General features: G+C 41.1%; 15 protein-coding genes and 13 tRNA genes. 2 read left to right on the forward strand and 26 right to left on the reverse strand.

Going from position 1 to position 17,398, the window contains the following annotated elements; all coding sequences use genetic code 11:
* The 11 genes from ACKVDP_RS07910 to ACKVDP_RS07960 form a co-directional block, all read right to left on the reverse strand.
* Window positions 1–1,167, reverse strand: a complete 1,167-nt coding sequence (locus ACKVDP_RS07910) for a GNAT family N-acetyltransferase (RefSeq protein ID WP_409228278.1) — start codon at window positions 1,165–1,167, stop codon at window positions 1–3.
* 20 nt (window positions 1,168–1,187) lie between these two features.
* On the reverse strand, window positions 1,188–2,180 hold the full coding sequence (locus tag ACKVDP_RS07915; protein WP_409228279.1) for a lipoate--protein ligase: 993 nt from the start codon (window positions 2,178–2,180) through the stop codon (window positions 1,188–1,190).
* 16 nt (window positions 2,181–2,196) lie between these two features.
* A complete protein-coding gene (locus tag ACKVDP_RS07920; protein ID WP_409228280.1) occupies window positions 2,197–3,825 on the reverse strand; it encodes an MBL fold metallo-hydrolase RNA specificity domain-containing protein in 1,629 nt (542 codons plus the stop codon).
* A 127-nt stretch (window positions 3,826–3,952) separates the two neighbouring features.
* A complete protein-coding gene (locus ACKVDP_RS07925) occupies window positions 3,953–4,993 on the reverse strand; it encodes an ABC transporter substrate-binding protein (protein ID WP_409228282.1) in 1,041 nt (346 codons plus the stop codon).
* Between the two features lie 4 nt (window positions 4,994–4,997).
* A complete protein-coding gene (locus ACKVDP_RS07930; RefSeq protein WP_409228284.1) occupies window positions 4,998–5,789 on the reverse strand; it encodes an ABC transporter permease in 792 nt (263 codons plus the stop codon).
* Entirely contained in the window at window positions 5,783–6,622 is an 840-nt protein-coding gene (locus tag ACKVDP_RS07935) for an ABC transporter permease (protein ID WP_409228285.1), read from the reverse strand. Before ACKVDP_RS07935 ends, ACKVDP_RS07930 begins: the two co-directional genes overlap by 7 nt.
* A complete protein-coding gene (potA, locus tag ACKVDP_RS07940; RefSeq protein WP_409228286.1) occupies window positions 6,612–7,667 on the reverse strand; it encodes a spermidine/putrescine ABC transporter ATP-binding protein in 1,056 nt (351 codons plus the stop codon). The genes ACKVDP_RS07935 and potA overlap by 11 nt, the downstream gene beginning before the upstream one ends.
* A gap of 10 nt (window positions 7,668–7,677) precedes the next feature.
* A complete protein-coding gene (locus ACKVDP_RS07945; protein ID WP_409228287.1) occupies window positions 7,678–8,217 on the reverse strand; it encodes a helix-turn-helix domain-containing protein in 540 nt (179 codons plus the stop codon).
* A gap of 194 nt (window positions 8,218–8,411) precedes the next feature.
* Entirely contained in the window at window positions 8,412–9,578 is a 1,167-nt protein-coding gene (thiI, locus tag ACKVDP_RS07950) for a tRNA uracil 4-sulfurtransferase ThiI (RefSeq protein WP_409228288.1), read from the reverse strand.
* A 4-nt stretch (window positions 9,579–9,582) separates the two neighbouring features.
* Window positions 9,583–10,737 (reverse strand): cysteine desulfurase family protein, encoded by a 1,155-nt coding sequence (locus ACKVDP_RS07955; RefSeq protein WP_409228289.1) that lies wholly within the window; start codon window positions 10,735–10,737, stop codon window positions 9,583–9,585.
* Between the two features lie 11 nt (window positions 10,738–10,748).
* Entirely contained in the window at window positions 10,749–11,342 is a 594-nt protein-coding gene (locus ACKVDP_RS07960) for a lactate utilization protein (protein ID WP_409228290.1), read from the reverse strand.
* A 342-nt stretch (window positions 11,343–11,684) separates the two neighbouring features.
* On the opposite strand from ACKVDP_RS07960, the gene ACKVDP_RS07965 reads away from it, so the two are divergent.
* Window positions 11,685–12,671, forward strand: a complete 987-nt coding sequence (locus tag ACKVDP_RS07965; RefSeq protein ID WP_409228291.1) for an asparaginase — start codon at window positions 11,685–11,687, stop codon at window positions 12,669–12,671.
* 128 nt (window positions 12,672–12,799) lie between these two features.
* Here ACKVDP_RS07965 and thrC read toward each other — a convergent pair whose 3' ends face one another.
* Window positions 12,800–13,993, reverse strand: coding sequence for a threonine synthase (thrC, locus tag ACKVDP_RS07970; RefSeq protein ID WP_409228292.1), 1,194 nt, complete (start codon window positions 13,991–13,993; stop codon window positions 12,800–12,802).
* A 13-nt stretch (window positions 13,994–14,006) separates the two neighbouring features.
* Window positions 14,007–14,786: an IclR family transcriptional regulator gene (locus tag ACKVDP_RS07975; protein ID WP_409228293.1), complete on the reverse strand. Its 780-nt coding sequence runs from the start codon at window positions 14,784–14,786 to the stop codon at window positions 14,007–14,009.
* 94 nt (window positions 14,787–14,880) lie between these two features.
* On the opposite strand from ACKVDP_RS07975, the gene ACKVDP_RS07980 reads away from it, so the two are divergent.
* Complete coding sequence (locus ACKVDP_RS07980) at window positions 14,881–15,864, forward strand: ribonuclease H-like domain-containing protein (protein WP_409228294.1); 984 nt, start codon at window positions 14,881–14,883, stop codon at window positions 15,862–15,864.
* A gap of 45 nt (window positions 15,865–15,909) precedes the next feature.
* On the opposite strand, the gene ACKVDP_RS07985 is transcribed toward ACKVDP_RS07980, so the two are convergent.
* From ACKVDP_RS07985 to ACKVDP_RS08045, 13 genes are all read right to left on the reverse strand, one after another.
* Window positions 15,910–15,986, reverse strand: a tRNA-Ile gene (locus ACKVDP_RS07985).
* 24 nt (window positions 15,987–16,010) lie between these two features.
* Window positions 16,011–16,087 (reverse strand) — tRNA-Ile (locus ACKVDP_RS07990).
* Window positions 16,088–16,091: 4 nt separating this feature from the next.
* Window positions 16,092–16,165: transfer RNA gene (locus ACKVDP_RS07995), tRNA-Trp, on the reverse strand.
* 37 nt (window positions 16,166–16,202) lie between these two features.
* Window positions 16,203–16,278: transfer RNA gene (locus ACKVDP_RS08000), tRNA-Phe, on the reverse strand.
* Window positions 16,279–16,301: 23 nt separating this feature from the next.
* Window positions 16,302–16,378: transfer RNA gene (locus ACKVDP_RS08005), tRNA-Ile, on the reverse strand.
* A gap of 9 nt (window positions 16,379–16,387) precedes the next feature.
* Window positions 16,388–16,478, reverse strand: a tRNA-Ser gene (locus ACKVDP_RS08010).
* 3 nt (window positions 16,479–16,481) lie between these two features.
* Window positions 16,482–16,570: transfer RNA gene (locus ACKVDP_RS08015), tRNA-Ser, on the reverse strand.
* 7 nt (window positions 16,571–16,577) lie between these two features.
* Window positions 16,578–16,653, reverse strand: a tRNA-Lys gene (locus ACKVDP_RS08020).
* 60 nt (window positions 16,654–16,713) lie between these two features.
* Window positions 16,714–16,790 (reverse strand) — tRNA-Gln (locus ACKVDP_RS08025).
* A gap of 6 nt (window positions 16,791–16,796) precedes the next feature.
* Window positions 16,797–16,873 (reverse strand) — tRNA-Arg (locus ACKVDP_RS08030).
* A gap of 13 nt (window positions 16,874–16,886) precedes the next feature.
* Window positions 16,887–16,960 (reverse strand) — tRNA-Gly (locus tag ACKVDP_RS08035).
* A gap of 26 nt (window positions 16,961–16,986) precedes the next feature.
* Window positions 16,987–17,072, reverse strand: a tRNA-Tyr gene (locus tag ACKVDP_RS08040).
* Between the two features lie 25 nt (window positions 17,073–17,097).
* Window positions 17,098–17,173, reverse strand: a tRNA-Thr gene (locus ACKVDP_RS08045).
* Window positions 17,174–17,398 lie beyond the last annotated feature (225 nt).

Consider the following 17,398-nt stretch of genomic DNA (forward strand, 5'->3'; position numbering starts at 1 on the left):
CTACTCCTCCCCTGTTGAACCATAATGGTTTGAAAGTCTTTTTTTGTATAATCTGTAAGTTTTATATATTTCTCCACCGTATTTCTCAATGTCCCTTTTCATCGGTTCATTGTAATCCCATATAGTGGATCCTTCAACGAAATCATATCCCCTCTTCACAGCCGCCCTAAAGGTATGCCAATAAATTGCTGATGAGACTCCCTTCTTCTGATACTCAGGGACAACAAACAGGACAAAGAACCTAATCTTTCTGATTTTGTTCTTGTAATACAGATATTTTAGGATCCCAAATGGCAGCAGATGTCCTTTCATCTTTATAAGGACTTCATTGTAATCAGGCAATGCAATATTGAAGCCTATGGGCTCACCTTCCACTGTTCTTGCAATATAGATCAAATCCGGATCAGCATAGGGTACCAGTTGCTTTGCAATTAGGTCAATCTCCTCATCGCCTGGCGGTATGAAATCCTCCCAGTCAGTTGGCATTGCCTTGTCAATGATCCTTTTGATGTCCTTCATTTCGATGTCGATGTTTTTTAGATTTATTGGGTCAACCCTGAAACCGTATCTTTCCATGGCATAGGGAGCTATCTTTTCGTATCTCTTGATGTTCTCATTGGCACTGTCGCTTTTGTATGCATATACGTCACAATATTTCTGGAATCCATATTTCACAAACAATTCCGGATAGTAGGGTTTGTTGTAGGTATTCATAATCAAGGTTGAATCACTGAAATTATCAATCAGGAAACCTCTGTTATCATCTCCTCCAGGCAGGGACAATGGCCCTTTGACGTATTCCATACCTCTTTGGAGCAGCCAGGTTTCTGCATAATCCAGCAAGCTGTCGGCAACCTGCTGGTCATTTACGCATTCAAAAAGGGAAATGTAACCATCCTTAAGTTTCTTGTGACTATTGAGATGCTGGTTAATCCCCACCAAAAGCCTTCCACATACTTTTCCATCCCTTAACGCAATTATTTTTTTGCTTGGCCCAGATTGATTAAGATAATTGCCTTCACCTTCAACGTATTTTTTGTAGTCCCCAACCAACGGAGGAACCCACGCCTCATCACCTTCATAAAGACTGTATGGGAACCTTACGAACTGATTAAGTTCTCTCCTGCTACTTACAGCTTGTATAGTAACCTTTTCATTTGGGTTCAATTATTTCATCTCCCATGGATTTAATCAAACAAAAGTTCCATAAATTCAGAATCAGTCATATTACTGAAGTAATCTGAGATATTAAGATTCTCCAAAAGTTCCCGTACTTGATCCCTGTCGTACCTGATTCCCTTTAGCCTCCCCACCAAATCGTCTATATCCTTTGTTCCGAAGAAGTCCCCAAAAATTCTGGCATCATTTATTACACCATGCTTTATCTCAAGTCTAACCTCAACTGATCCCGTTGGGAACCTCTTGTAATTCTTCCATCCGAAATCCGGTGACTCACCATAATTCCATTCCCATGTAGAGTACTTTTCTTCATAAAGCTTTTGTATTCCATCAAGCTCCTGTTGACTCAGCACATACTCTACCATCTCTTCATTATGATACTGGAAAATGTGCTTTAGTAGCATGTCCTTAAATTCAAGGATCGATGCATCTTCCTTCATATATGGCCTGATATTGGTAACCCTCGATCTGACCGACTTAACTCCCTTGGACTCAATCTTGTCAGCCTTAACGTTCAGAGCTTGCGAGAGCACACCCATATCTGTATCGTATAAGATTGTTCCATGGTTCAGAATTCTTTTTCTGTACACCGACTGAGCGATTCCAGATATTTTTTTACCGTCAAGGGTAAGGTCGTTTCTACCTGATAATTCCGCCTTAATACCAAACTTCTCCAATGCTTTCAATATTGGAATGTTAATCTGACCAAAGTCAATCCTATCCTGACCCTTTGAGTTTGTATATATTGAAAAATTAAGATTTCCCAGGTCGTGGTATACGGCTCCCCCGCCGGTAATTCGCCTAACTATTTTTATGTCGTTTTCCTTGACATATTCGCTGTTGATCTCTTCAAGTGTATTCTGGTTCTTCCCAACTATTATGGCAGGGCCATTGATCCAAAGATAAACAAAATCTTCCTCCCTGGGCAGATTTTTAAAGCAGTATTCCTCAAAAGCCAGGTTATAGTTCGGGTTGTTTGATAGATTAGTCAAATACTTCATTTCTTCCTTCTACCTCCTATTTTCCAATTAAAATATTTATGTCCATTAATTGACTCTGCAAATCCAGCAGCCTGTTTTTCAATAGATTATAGTTGTTTTCCAGCAATTCTTCGTCAAAGAGTCCATTTGACCTGTTCATCAAGGAATTGAACTGTTCATACACATTTTGCAATTCCTTGGCAATATCCTCCCTTAGGATTTCCGGTTCAATTGTTATACCCTTCTCAACTTCAATGGTATCAATGGCTATCTTATAAGAATTTCCCAGCTTTGGTATTATTGTTTTCAGCCCAAACCTTTCCTCAATCTGTTTGGAGAAAGCCTTGGCTGTTTCTTTTTCTCCATGAACTATAAACACCTTCTTGGGCTTTTTCTCTATCTTGTCAATCCAGTTGAGCATAAATGTTCTGTCCGCATGAGCTGAAAAGCCTTCCAGGTCATATATTTGAAGACCAACATGTATGTCTTCTCCAAGGAGCTTAACCTCCTTTGCACCATCAAGCAATATCCTTCCCAGGGAACCCTCCGCCTGATATCCAACAAAAACCAAGCTGTTCTTGGGATTCCACAGATTATGCTTCAAGTGGTGTCTGATTCTACCGGCGGTTGCCATACCACTAGCTGAAATTATCACCTTGGGAAAATCCGCTTCGTTTAAGGCCATGGACTCCTCAACTGTCCTTACGTAATTTAGGTTGTTGAAGGTAAAAGGGTTATCACCCTTCAGAATAAGGTCTGTGGTCTCCTGGTCAAAGGTCCCCGAGTTATTCTGGAATACCTCCGTTGCGTTTATCGCCATGGGACTGTCTATATATATGGGTATTTCCATATGAGGTTTAATGTCATTGTATTCGTAATATCTGTTTAGCTCATATATCAGCTCCTGAGTCCTTCCAACAGCAAAGGAAGGTATCAAAACTGTTCCACCTCGTTTGGCAGTCTCATTAATTATCTCAATAAGCTTTTCCGTGCTTTCCTTCATGGGTGGATGATCCTTGTCACCATAGGTTGATTCAATAACAAGATAATCAGCTTCGTCAATATATTGGGGATCCCTTATTATTGGTCTGTCAGGCATTCCAAGGTCTCCAGAGAACACTAGTTTTGTGGTGGTTTCATCTTCTGTAATCCATAGCTCAAGGATTGAAGATCCCAAAATATGTCCTGCATCCTTGAACCTTATTGATATTTCGCCATTGATGTCTATCTTCTGTTCATAAAGATGTGGTTCAAAGTATTTGAGGCTATGCTCCGCATCCTCAACAGTATAAAGAGGTTCTATAGAGGGCTCGCCTCTCCTTTTTCTCTTCTTGTTTTCCCATTCTGCGTCGTATTCCTGTATTTTAGCGCTGTCCAATAGCATAACGCCACAAAGGTCGTAGGTTGCCTTTGTTGATATTATCTTGCCTCTGAATCCTTCCTTGACCATTCTGGGGATTCGCCCGCTGTGGTCAATGTGAGCATGGGTCAATATCAAAATGTCAATCGATGCCGGATCGTAGGGGAACTCCTTGTAATTCAATTTCTCAGTTTCCTGATTTCCTTGAAACATTCCGCAATCTATTACAATATTATGATTTTTGGTGCTTAATAGGTAATTGGAACCTGTTACCATCTGTGCTGCTCCAAAAAAACTTAACTGCATACCCTTCCCTCCTCGTATTGTTAGTAGTCATGTCCTTACTAAGTTTTTACACACTTATGTGTACATTATACCATTAAATCAAAAAAGATGGTAACCTCCTGTCCCAGGAAGTTACCATCAAACCCATCTATTGTGCGCTGGTTATTTCAGTCCAAATTCTGTCATACTCACTTATTATATCCTGGGGATCCTTAAAGACCTCCGTGTTCACAAGCATCTCCTCAGAAGGATAAGCTACTGGGCTGTTCTGGATCTCTTCATCAAGCATCTCCACGGCTTCTGGGACCGGTGATGAATATCCGATGTAATCAGCATTCATTGCAGCAATCTCTGGTCGTGTCATAAAGTCAATGAATTGCTCTGCAGCCTCCGGATTCTGTGAATTAGCTGGAACTACCATGGCATCAAACCATAGGTTAGTTCCCTCTGATGGAATTACATACTCCAAATCAGGATTTTCATCCATCATCGCCACAGCATCACCAGACCAAACAACTGCAATTGCTGCTTCTCCGCCAACGATTACATCCTTTACCTCGTCTCCAAGATATGCATAGACTATTGGCTTTTGCCTTATAAGTTCATCTCTTGCTTCCTCAAGCCCTCCAATGTCTCTTGTATTCATTGAGTATCCTAACTTTTTAAGTGCTACGGCGATAGTATCTCTCTGACTGTTGAGCATTATTATTTCACCTTCAAACTCTTCATCCCATAGATCCGCCCAACTTGTAAGAGGTCTGTCAATCATAGAGGTATTGTAGATGATACCTACTGTCCCCCACATGTATGGTACTGAATAGTTGTTGTCAGGATCATAGTCAAGGTTTAGAAACTTCTCGTCTATCTTTTCGAGATTTGAAATGTTATCCATGTTAATTTCCATAAGGAGTTCTTCCCTTATCATTCTTTCAATCATGTAATCAGAAGGGATCACAACGTCATAGCTGCTTCCCCCCTGCTTCATTTTAACATAAAGATCTTCATTTGTAGCATAAGTATCATACACTACCCTTACTCCGTATTCATCTTCAAATAGATCCAGAACTTCTGGGTCAATGTAGTCTCCCCAGTTATATACGTTTAACGTCGGCTCACTAGCTCCGCATCCACTTGTAACCACTCCGACCAGGAGGACCATAGCAAGCATGATCAAAATTTTGTTTTTCATTTCACTACCTTCTTTCTTGTATGATTTTTTTTGATTTTTCACTTCTATTGTTTATTATCAACAGCAATGCAACCAGTGATATGAACATTAAGGTTGACAATGCGTTTATTGTAGGATTAATACCCTTTCTAGCCATTGAATAGATGTATATGCTCAAATTTGAAATACTGTGACCTGTGGTGAAAAAACTGATTACAAAGTCATCAATTGACAATGTGAATGCAAGAAGACCACCTGTAATTATCCCTGGCATTATTTCCGGAATGACCACCTTTCTCAATGCATACATTGGTGTCGCACCCAAATCCATTGCTGCTTCTGCCAGGTGGACGTTCATCTGTCTTAACTTTGGGAGGATTGACAGAACTACATAGGGTACTGAAAATGTTATATGAGCAAGTAGCAGGGTGATGAATCCAAACTGTAACCTTGCCATCCTGAAAAGGGCCATTAGAGCAACTGCTGTAACAATATCCGGATTCAGCACCGGTAGGTAGTTCAGATTTAGAATCGACTTCTTTGTAAAGCCTCTCATGCCGTGAATTCCTATTGCAGCCACAGTACCCAAAACAGTTGAGATGATGGATGAGGTAATGGCAATCGCAAAGGTATAGTATAAAACCCTAATTACCTCCCTGTCCCTGAAAAGCTCTACATACCATCTAAGGGTAAAGCCGCTCCAGTCTCCCCTGAATTTTGAATCGTTGAAGGAGTAAATGATCAGAATTATTATGGGTGCATATAAAAAAGAGAATATTAAAAATGTATATAATCTCTTCAGGTTCCTGTTTACCATAATCCTCCACCCCCTCCTTCCTTCTCCTTATCGAATTTCGAGGTTAGAGCCATTGCCGCAAGAATGAACACCATTAGAATTATTGACATTGTGGAGCCAAAGTGCCAGTCCCCCGTATATCTGAACTGTTGTTCAATTAGGTTACCGATCAAGGTGGACTTGTTTCCTCCAAGAAGTCCTGAAATTACAAAGGTACTTACTGCAGGGATGAATACCATCGTTATGCCAGTTATCACACCTGGGAGGCTCAATGGGAAAATTACCTTCCAGAATACCTCCGCCTTGTTTGCTCCAAGATCTTCCGCTGCCTCAACCAAATCATTATCCATCTTGGTCAGCACAGAAAAAATTGGCAAAACCATAAATGGCAGAAAATTATATACCATTCCAAGGAGAACTGCTGTATCGTTATACAATAGGCTGATGCCTTCAAAACCTATGAAGGATAATACCCTGCTGAGTATTCCATTCTTCCCAAGAAGAGTCAACCAAGCATATGTTCTGAGCAAAAAGTTCATCCACATGGGAATTACAAACATGAGGACCATTATGTTCCTGACTTTGGGCTTTTCCTTGCTTATTATCAATGCGATTGGATACCCCAGCACCAAGCATATCAGTGTGGATACAAAGGCCAGTTTTACAGACCTGTAAAGTACACCCATATAGATTGGTGACATGAATTTCTCAAAATTCTCCATGCTGAAGGTAAAGGTTGATAGATTCTGGCTGTCGCCTGTGGTAAATGCAAAATACATTACCAGCAAAAGAGGTATGAGAATAAATATCCCTAGCCATATAAAATAAGGATAACCTATCCTGTTAAGCTTCATCAGCTTCCCCCTTTCGCATGATGTGTATATTGTCAGGAACTATTATCATCCCAACCTTTTCACCTACATTCTTCATGATTGTGGAGTGAACTGTCCATGTGTAATCCTCACTCCTGATCTCCATTTCATAGTGAACACCCTTGAATATGACATTCTGGACCTCACCTGAGATAAAGCCATTTTCATATGATACAATCTGCAGATCCTCAGGTCTTATGACTACATCGACAGGCTGATCCATACCAAAGCCCTTGTCAACGCACTGAAAGGTTCTATTGGAAAATGTGACCTTGAAATCCTCATTCATCATACCGTCGATTATATTGCTTTCGCCGATGAATTTTGCTACAAATCTGTTAACAGGCTCGTTGTATATATCCATAGGTGTTCCGATCTGCTGAATTCGCCCCTTGTCCATAACCACTATTGTATCTGACATGGTTAGGGCCTCTTCCTGGTCATGTGTTACATATACAAATGTTATGCCAACACGCTTTTGTATTCTTTTAAGCTCAAGCTGCATTTCCTTTCTAAGCTTCAGATCAAGAGCTCCTAGTGGCTCGTCCAGTAGCAAAACCTTAGGTTCGTTCACCAAAGCCCGTGCTATTGCAATCCTTTGTTGTTGACCCCCGCTAAGTGACTCGATGTCTCTGTCCTCAAATCCTTCAAGATTAACCAGTTTAAGCATTTCAGCAACCTTTTCCCTAATATCCTCTTTGCTCATTTTCTTGATTTTCAGACCAAATGCTATATTGTCAAATACATTCAGATGAGGGAAAAGCGCATATTTTTGAAATACTGTATTTATCTGCCTCTTAAATGGCGGTATTTCAGTTATGTCCTCTCCATCAAACATGACTCTACCATTTGTCGGAGTTTCGAACCCACCAATAATTCTGAGGGTGGTTGTCTTGCCGCAGCCACTGGGTCCAAGTAAAGTTAAAAATTCATTCTGTCTTATATATAGATTGATATCCTCCAATACCGGGGTGTCTCCAAACTGCTTATAAATCTGCACTAAATCAATTGCGTGTGTTTTTGTCATCATACCCCTCCTAAAAATTTGGCGGTGTACTTACCCATATTAAGGCTGCTTCACTCTTGCCTGCATTTTCAATGTAGTGATTGCTGTTGGTCCTATAGTAGAAGCTTTCACCTTTCCTAACCTTGTATTTTTCATTCCCCAGATTAAGGTAGATGGTTCCTGAAAGAACATATCCGAACTCCTCACCCTCATGTGGCGAATCCTCCTTGGTTCTACCTCCCTGAGACAGGGTTACCATTATTGGTTCCATGGAGTTCTTCTGTGCATTTGGGATTATCCAATGGAGGACGTACTTCAGGTCTTCATTTACGGTTTCGAAGACATCATCCTTGTGAAACACTATTTTTTCTTCCTCTTCCTCGTTGAAAAAATCCTTAAGGTTTGTACCCAACCCTTCCAAAATATCTACAAGAGTCGCAATCGATGGTGATGTCAGATCCCTTTCAACCTGTGATATGAAACCCTTGGTCAGTTCACACCTGTCGGCAAGCTCCTCCTGGGTAAGGTTTTTCTTTACTCTAATAGCTTTGATTTTTTCTCCGATGTTCATAGCACCCTCCGTTCCATTAAACAAATAGTTTATGTTTACTAAACAGTTACCACAATATTATAGATTAGAGACTTTGTGCTGTCAACCCATATCATCATTTAATTTCTGTTGTTCCTATGATTATTACTTGAAAATAATTCTCATGCATTAAACCCCAAGTAAATATATAGAAAACAAAAAGGACCTTCCGGTCCCTATTGGATGTTCACAATTTTCATTCCTTCTATCGCTTCCTGTATCAAGGTTTCTATATCCAAAGCCCTTTCTGATTCCTCTATATCCTCAATCTTGGGCCTTGTTACTGGGTGCTTCGGTAGAAATACACTGCAGCAATCCTCGAATGGTTTGATGGATGTTTCATAGGTTTCAATATCCTTTGAAATCTCAATGATGTCAACCTTGTCCATTCCAATGAGTGGTCTTAATATTGGCATTTGCACGGATCTGTTTATGACATCCACACTATAGATTGTCTGGCTGGCAACCTGTCCCAGATTCTCTCCTGTTATCAATACCTGATACCCTCTTTTTTTGCTGATTTCCTCAGCGATTCTCATCATAAACCTTCTGGACAGTATGGTCATTTCATCCTCCGGACAATTCTTGCTGATCTCCTTCTGGATGTTCAATAGATTTATGCTGTATATCATCATAGGTCCGGTATACATTGATACAATCTTGGCTAAATCCAGCACTTTTTCTTCTGCTCTTTGAGAAGTAAAGGGATATGAATGAAAATGAACCGCATCAACCTCCACTCCTCTTTTGGCCATCATGAAGCCCGCTACAGGGCTGTCTATGCCTCCGGACAGCAACAGGAGTCCCTTCCCATTGGTACCTATTGGAAGACCTCCATAGGCCTTGGTCCTGTCAATGTAAACATAGCCATATTCCTTTATATCCACATATAGCATGAAGTCAGGATTATGAACATCCACCTTCAGATTCTCAGTGTTCTTAAGAACATAACCTCCCACATCCCTTGATATTTCAGGGGATTTCAAAGGATACCTCTTGTCTGACCTGCTGGTTTCAACCTTGAATGTGGTCATTTTATCACCATGGAGCTTCTCCTTTACAAGGGTTAGTCCAGCCTCCCTGATATCTTCCATTTCCCTGCTTGTTCTGATGCATGGGCTTATATATACCAAGCCGAAAACCTTCCTAAGCCTTTTGATGGCATCCTCCTGATGGTCATGAAGTCCCTCGAGATATATCTTACCCTGCTCCTTGTATATACTATATTCCCCAAAATCTCTAAGAACTCTTTTCATATTCTTGATCAATCTGTCCTCGAAATACTTTCTATTCAAACCCTTAAGGACGATTTCCCCTAGACTTACACTGATTACTCTTTCCAATACATCATCTCCTCATTATGCTTCTTACATCCTCAACTGAACTCTTCAAAGCCTTAACAGTTCTAACCACATCTTCCTCGGTGATTTCATATGAAAAACAAATTCTCAATGTCCCTTCAATGTAATTATCGTCAAGTCCAATTGATTTCAATACATGACTCTTATCGGTTCCTTTGGATGAACAGGCTGAAGTTGTTGATACAAAAATATCTTCTTCCTCCAGATAGTGCAGGAGTACCTCGCCTCTTGTCCATCCAAATGACAGGTTCAGAATATAGGGAGATGACAATTCACCTGCTGGGCTATTAACAAGGACATCCTCAATCTGATCCGTTATCATCCTTGTCATTGATTCCTTTAAAGCTCTTGCCTTTTGAGATTCCTGCTGACCCTGCTCTGAAAGAATCCTTACAGCTTCCCCGAATCCAGCTATACCAGGAATGTTTTCAGTTCCAGATCTCATCCCCATTTCCTGATTGCCACCAAATACCATTGGATATACTCTGGCTTTTTTACTGATGTATAAACCTCCCACTCCTTTAGGGCCGTGGATCTTATGTCCACTGAAGGCAAAGCTGTCTATACCGCTGGCAATCAAAGAAATTTGAACTTTACCGAAGGACTGTACACCATCAAGGTGAAAGTGCGGCCTGGAGGATCTCTTTGATAGCAGTTCCCCAATTGACTGTATATCCTGTATTGTTCCTATCTCGTTATTGACATGGATCAACGATACGAGAATTGTCTCGTCGCAAAGCTCTTCTTCAAGCTTCTGCATATCAATTCTCCCATTCTTGTCATTTGGGATCCAGGAAACTCGGAAGCCCTTTTTCTCATACTCCCTGATTGTATTCATAACAGCTGGATGTTCAATCATGGAGGTAATGATATGGTTCCCTCTGGTCTCTCTTGCCTTTAGTGCCCCCTGAATTGCTATATTGTTCCCTTCAGTGCCACCTGAAGTGAAGTAGATTTCCTCGTTCTTCACCCCTAAATAGCTGGCTATTATACTGCGGGAATTCTTCATGGCCTTTTCCGCATCCATGCCCATTCGGTGAAGAGATGATGGGTTGCCGAAATTGAATCTCAATGCCTCAGTCATTTTTTCCACAACAGGCTCACGTGGCTTGGTAGTTGAGCAGTTATCCAAATAAATCAAGTTCTCACCTCTTAATATCCCATATCCTCTTCAATAATATATACATGTATGCTGGTTCCGTTAGGATTCTTGCTTAAAATGGTCTCAGCCTTACAAATCCTATCCTTGGAATCACAATCACTGCAGACACCTGTATACACACATGGAGTAGTCAAATTCAATCTCTTGGCATTTAAAGGAGCGGCAATGGTCTCAATTCTTTTGAATGCTCCCTCCACATCCTTGCAAATTTTATTTTTTCCAACAACAACAAAAACCTTCTTGTGTCCAAAAATCATTGACGCCACTCTGTTTCCTGTCCCATCCTTGTTAACAAGCTTTCCATCCTCTGTTACGGCGTTTGAACTTGTAAGATAAACATCCGATGTAGTTGCACTTTCAAGGGCAGCCTTTTTATCCTCAGCTTTCCAATGCCAGTATGTAGCGTTTCCTCTCTCCAGCAGCTCTTCATAAACACCCATGTCAAGTATAGTCATGGAGCCACCTATTCCAACTGATTCATCCATTGCTATCTCTTTCATCAGCTTCTCTTTGGCATCCTCTGCATTTTTGAACAAACTAGCTGTAAACCCATTTCTCTCAAGAGCCTTGATAACTTTATCCATTATTAATCTCCCCTTTCTCATCATTCTTATTATACTTTAAATAGTCTTCTATTTAAACTCCATTTTGTTAAATGATAAACTTTATCATTTGTGTTGCAATAAAATAACATATTTGTTATAATCAATATGAGGTTATCCCCCTGGTAACCTCGAGTTAGATCTCTATTCCCAATACCCCTTTTGAACGGTTATGTTCCGTCCTATAGTATTAGGATGAGAGGCTCCAAATTTTGGAGCCTTCTTTTTTTGTTGAAGGTTCCACATAATTGTGTTACGCTTTTTATATAATAAAGAATTGTTTTTCAACTTAAAGGTTTTGTAAAATAAATAGGAGGTGGCCAGATGACAAAAAAATTGGCAATAATTTTCACTGGTGGCACAATATCAATGAAGATTGACCCAGAGATCCATGCTGCAATACCAGCTTTGAATGCCGATGAAATTGTAAGCACCCTTAAGAACATCGAGGATATTGCAGACTTTGAGTTAATAAACTATGCAAATCTTCCCAGCCCTCATATTACACCAGCCATAATGATGGATATTTTTCACCTTGTGAAGGACAAGCTAGCAGACCCAACAATTGATGGTGTTATTGTAACCCATGGAACTGATACCATGGAGGAGACAGCCTATGTACTGGATCTTCTGATAGATTCAAACAAGCCAGTGGTTGTCGTGGGAGCCATGAGGAACTTCTCTGAGCTAGGCTATGATGGAGCAAGCAATCTTTCTGCAGCAATCTGTACTGCTGTATCAGACCTATCCAAAGGCAAGGGCGTACTTGTGGTCATGAATAATGAAGTAAATGCTGCAAGTCAAGTAACCAAGACAAACACACTCTCACTTGATACCTTCAAATCCCCTGAATTTGGCCCACTTGGAATCGTTGATAACGATGAGGTCATTTACTACAGAAATATTGTATCCAGACAGGTTATAGACACAGATAGATTGGAAGAAAAAGTCGCATTGCTAAAATCAGGTGCAGGTATGGAGTCTGATATACTGGACTTTTATATTAAAGAAGGCTACAAGGGCATTGTTATTGAGGCCATGGGTCGTGGAAATTTACCACCAGCAATGGTTCCGGGTGTCAAAAGGGCAATTGAAAATAATATCCCCGTAGTAATGGTCTCAAGATGCAACACAGGCAGAGTTCTTTACACCTACGGCTACGAGGGAGGCGGTATGCAGCTCAGGGATATGGGTGTGATTCTCGGTGGAAATCTACCGGGTCAAAAGGCTAGAATGAAGCTGATGCTCATATTGGGAAAAACCACTGTTTACGATGAAGTAAGGGAACTGTTTGAATTGAATCTGTTTTAGACTCTAAGGGCGCCTGGATTATAGGCGCCTCTAGTTATTGTGAATAGGAATTTTCTATTTTTTTGTAACATGAAATTTAAATGCTTGAGCATCATAAAAACTACCTTGTTTCATCTTCTGATGCTTTCTTATCTCAGTCTCTTTTCAAGCTCCTCAATATTACAGCTTTCCACCGGGATTGTATGGTGCTTTAGGCTTTCTGTGAATTTCAACCCCGATGCTGTAGCAATACAAACAACTTCAGAATTTGAGTCTATTTTCCCTTCTGCCATAAGCTTATAGGCAGCCGCCAGAGATGTTGCTGATGCAGGCTGAACAAAGATTCCTGCCTTGGCCAAAATCCTCTGATGTCCGATGATATCCTCCTCCTCTACATCTACAGCCATACCTCCATTCTTTCTGATAAGTCTTAAAACCTGATTCCCACTAGGTGGATATGGATTCTCTATTGCATGTGCTATTGTACCAAACTCGTTTAACTGCTGAACCTCCTCAGATCCGGATTCGAAGGCTCTGACTATAGGGTTGCACCCCTTGGCTTGAGATGCAATAAATGTTGGCATCCTACTCGAAATTCCGCTGAAATAAAGTTCCCTGAAGCCTTTCTCAATACCTCTAAAATTTCCACCGGCACTTGTTGGAACTATGACATAATCCGGCACCTTTCCACCAAGTTGCTCAAATATTTCAAAAGCTGTTGTCTTATAGCCCTCTACCCTATATGGTGCGTCAGAATTTATGAAATATATATCATTCTCTTTACCCAATCTTATACTTTCACTGTAAAGTGTCCTGTAGTTGCCCTTAACCCTGATAAGTCTTGGTCCATAAATTCCAATCGGACCAATTTTTTCTTCAGCCATTTCCTCCTTAACAAGAATTGTTGCCTGAAGACCTGCCCTTGCTGCATAAGCAGCCACAGATGCTGCCATATTCCCAGTTGAAACGGTACCTATTTTTTTGTACCCCTTTGCTTTTGCATGGAGAAGTCCCGTTAGGGTACCCCTGTCCTTGAAGGACCAGGTGGGATTCATTCCCTCATTCTTGATATAAAGCTTGATACCTTTAGCATCCTCTATCCCGTAATCAATTTGAACCAATGGTGTGGCACCTTCTCCCAGACTTACAGCCTTATCCAGGTCCAGGAAAGGGAAAAATGAAGCATACCTGTTGAATATCCCGTTCTCCATAGGAAAATCATCGGCAATTTTACCATCGGTTATTGCCTCTACCTCAAGTGGTTCATCACAGCTACTGCATCTGCCGGTCTCGGTCTCTTCATTGTAAAGTTCATTGCAGTTTGTACATACAAGTTTATTCACTAGATATCTCCTCCTACTTAAAAGTTTTCAGATGTTCCGATGCTTCCTTGGCTATGTCCACAATTATCTTAATCCATTTCTCCTTGTTGTCACTGCTGAATCTGTTGTTTGGTCCGGATATTGACAAGCAGGCCATCACATCATCATTGGGCCCAAATACAGGAGCTGCTATACAGGACACATCCTCGTCCCTCTCCTCCACATCAAACCCATAGCCATGATCCTTTATTTTCAGCAGTTCCCTTTTAAGGTCTTCCTTGTCTGTTATGGTATTGTCAGTGAACTTTTCAAGCTTTAAACCATCAATAATTTGGTCTCTCTCATCCCGATCCTTGTACGCAAGAAATATTTTTCCACTTGCTGTACAATGCAAGGGTGCCGTCGCTCCTGTTTTGGTGAACATCTTGATAAGCTTATCGCTCTCCTCCTGGGCAACGTAAACAATCTCCTCCCCTTCAAGGATTGTGAGATTAGCCGTCTCACCTGTGTAGTCCCTCAGCTTTGAGAGATATGGCTTAAGCTCAAGAGAAATGTTATTCTGATTGTAGGCTGTCATGCCCAATTGCCACAGCTTGAGACTCAATTTATACTTTTTTGTCTTTTCATTTTGGGTAATTATGTTGGACTCCTTCAGAGTATTTAAAATATGGTAGGTAGCGCTAACTCCGTAACCTAAAGCTTCGCTTATTTCCGTTGCCCCTTGCTCCTGCTTCTGATCTGCAATATAATTGATTATATCAAAGGCTTTCTTTACTGATCCAATTGTTTTCTTAGATTTTGATTTGTTTTCCAAGTTATCCCTCCGTTCATCTATTATTGTACACTATTTTTTCTATTGGTAAAAGCTATTTAAGAATAATCAATAAAACTGAGAGGTTGTTGTTCATATGCAGATTATAAAAAATGTCATAACTATTCCACTGGAATTCAAACCATCCATCAATATTGATAATATTTGCTTCTTCGATATTGAAACAACGGGATTAAGCAGAGAATACCATCAGATCTATCTTATCGGCATACTATTTTTTAACAGGGAATCCAATGATTGGACCCTTACTCAGCTATTAGCGGACAGCTTGAGTGATGAGGAAGATCTACTTCTTAGCTTTACAAGTATGGTGAAGGATTTTGATAGGCTTGTGACCTACAATGGAGACTCCTTCGACATCCCCTTTGTAAAAAAAAGACTTGAGAAGTTCGGTCACTATTGGGATGTGGACACTTCACTTGATTTGTACAAGCTTATGAGAGAGAACAGAGATATTCTGGAGATACCTGATCTGAAGCTAAAGACCTTGGAAAAACATCTTGGGATTTTCAGGGATGATTTGATATCTGGTAAGGATTGTATAGACCTTTATAAATCCTATACTGTCACAAAAAGTGATGACACACTAAATCCAATCCTTCAGCATAATTACGATGACCTTCAATACATGCCGCATTTACTGCGAATCTATAATATTATTGATAGGCATAAAACAATAAAAATAGAAGCCGTAGAGCCAAATGTGATGCTATATCTGAACAGTATAGACTTTTACGAAGGTAAGCTTTCCATTGATGGTAGCTACAATCCAAACTTCAAGATTCCATGGATGTACTTCAGGCCAATGTACTCTTTTATGCTGGATAAGAACAACTTGTTCAGATTTACAATTGAAACAAAAAAAGCCCGATTATCCCAAGATATTCTGGCTGACATAGTAGATACTAGATTGATAGACGAACTGGATATAGAAAGCGATCTTTCCCCCCATGAATCCCCAAGTGGGATACTAATCCTTAGGGCAAACAGGAATATTTATCTGCAAAACATTAAACTAATAATTGAAAATCTGTTTCTGTTTCATTATGGAAAACATTAAAAAAAATCAGTAAAAAAAAACAAACCTACGGGTTTGTTTTTTGTGTGGTGGGCCTTCAGGGACTCGAACCCCGGACCTACCGGTTATGAGCCGGGCGCTCTAACCAACTGAGCTAAAGGCCCTTAAATCATTGATTATGATTTAAGTGGTGGACCTGGGTGGACTCGAACCACCGACCTCACGCTTATCAGGCGTGCGCTCTAACCACCTGAGCTACAAGTCCGGGTTGGCAGGGGTGGAAGGAATCGAACCCTCATCGACGGTTTTGGAGACCGTTGTTATACCGTTTAACTACACCCCTATGAAAAAAAACTAAAAAAAAAATTTTTACATCTTAATGGTGCCCAGAGCCGGAATCGAACCAGCGACACGTGGATTTTCAGTCCACTGCTCTACCGACTGAGCTATCTGGGCTAATGATGATGCCATTATGTAGTTGGTGGGCCTTCAGGGACTCGAACCCCGGACCTACCGGTTATGAGCCGGGCGCTCTAACCAACTGAGCTAAAGGCCCCCATACTATTGGCGGAGAAGGAGGGATTTGAACCCTCGCGCCCCGTGAAGGACCTACTCCCTTAGCAGGGGAGCCTCTTCAGCCACTTGAGTACTTCTCCTTTTGGCGGAGAGGGTGGGATTCGAACCCACGTGGGCGTTAACCCTAACGGTTTTCAAGACCGCCCCGTTATGACCACTTCGGTACCTCTCCATGAAACTGGTGACCCATCCGCGACTCGAACGCGGGACACCCTGATTAAAAGTCAGGTGCTCTGCCAACTGAGCTAATGGGTCATATTGAATTCAATCTAAAATGTTTATAATACTCAAGTACTCCTGCCTGGGAAAATAAAATGGCTGGGGTGACAGGACTCGAACCTGTGGAATGCTAGAGTCAAAGTCTAGTGCCTTACCGACTTGGCTACACCCCAACAATATGGTGCACCTAGGAGGATTCGAACCCCCGGCACACGGATTAGAAGTCCGTTGCTCTATCCAACTGAGCTATAGGTGCATGTGTTGTTAAATGGAGCGGGTGAAGGGAATCGAACCCTCGCAACCAGCTTGGAAGGCTGGGGCTCTACCACTGAGCTACACCCGCATATTGATATGTTGTTTTAAAAGAAATGGTGGAGGAGACTGGATTTGAACCAGTGAAAGCGTAGCTAACGGATTTACAGTCCGTCCCCTTTGGCCAACTCGGGAACTCCTCCATATTTATTCCCCTAAAGGAATTTTTGGAGCTGGTGAGAGGACTTGAACCCCCAACCTACTGATTACAAGTCAGTTGCTCTACCAATTGAGCTACACCAGCGTTTTAAATTAACAAATCACGATTCTATTTCTTATGTATGCTGATCATGAAATGTATAAGTTGGCGACCTGGAAGGGACTCGAACCCTCGACCTCCCGAGACCTAACAGCAATCTTGATTGCGTTGTAGGTCCGATGCCGCGCAGTCCAAATCTTTGATTTGGTTTGCGAAGCCGGCCAGCGTGATAGCAGTATTCCTAGTCTTTGTTTCTTGTTGATGGTATTT

This window comes from Gudongella ferriphila, from assembly GCF_046224405.1.
Taxonomy (GTDB): domain Bacteria; phylum Bacillota; class Clostridia; order Tissierellales; family Tissierellaceae; genus Gudongella.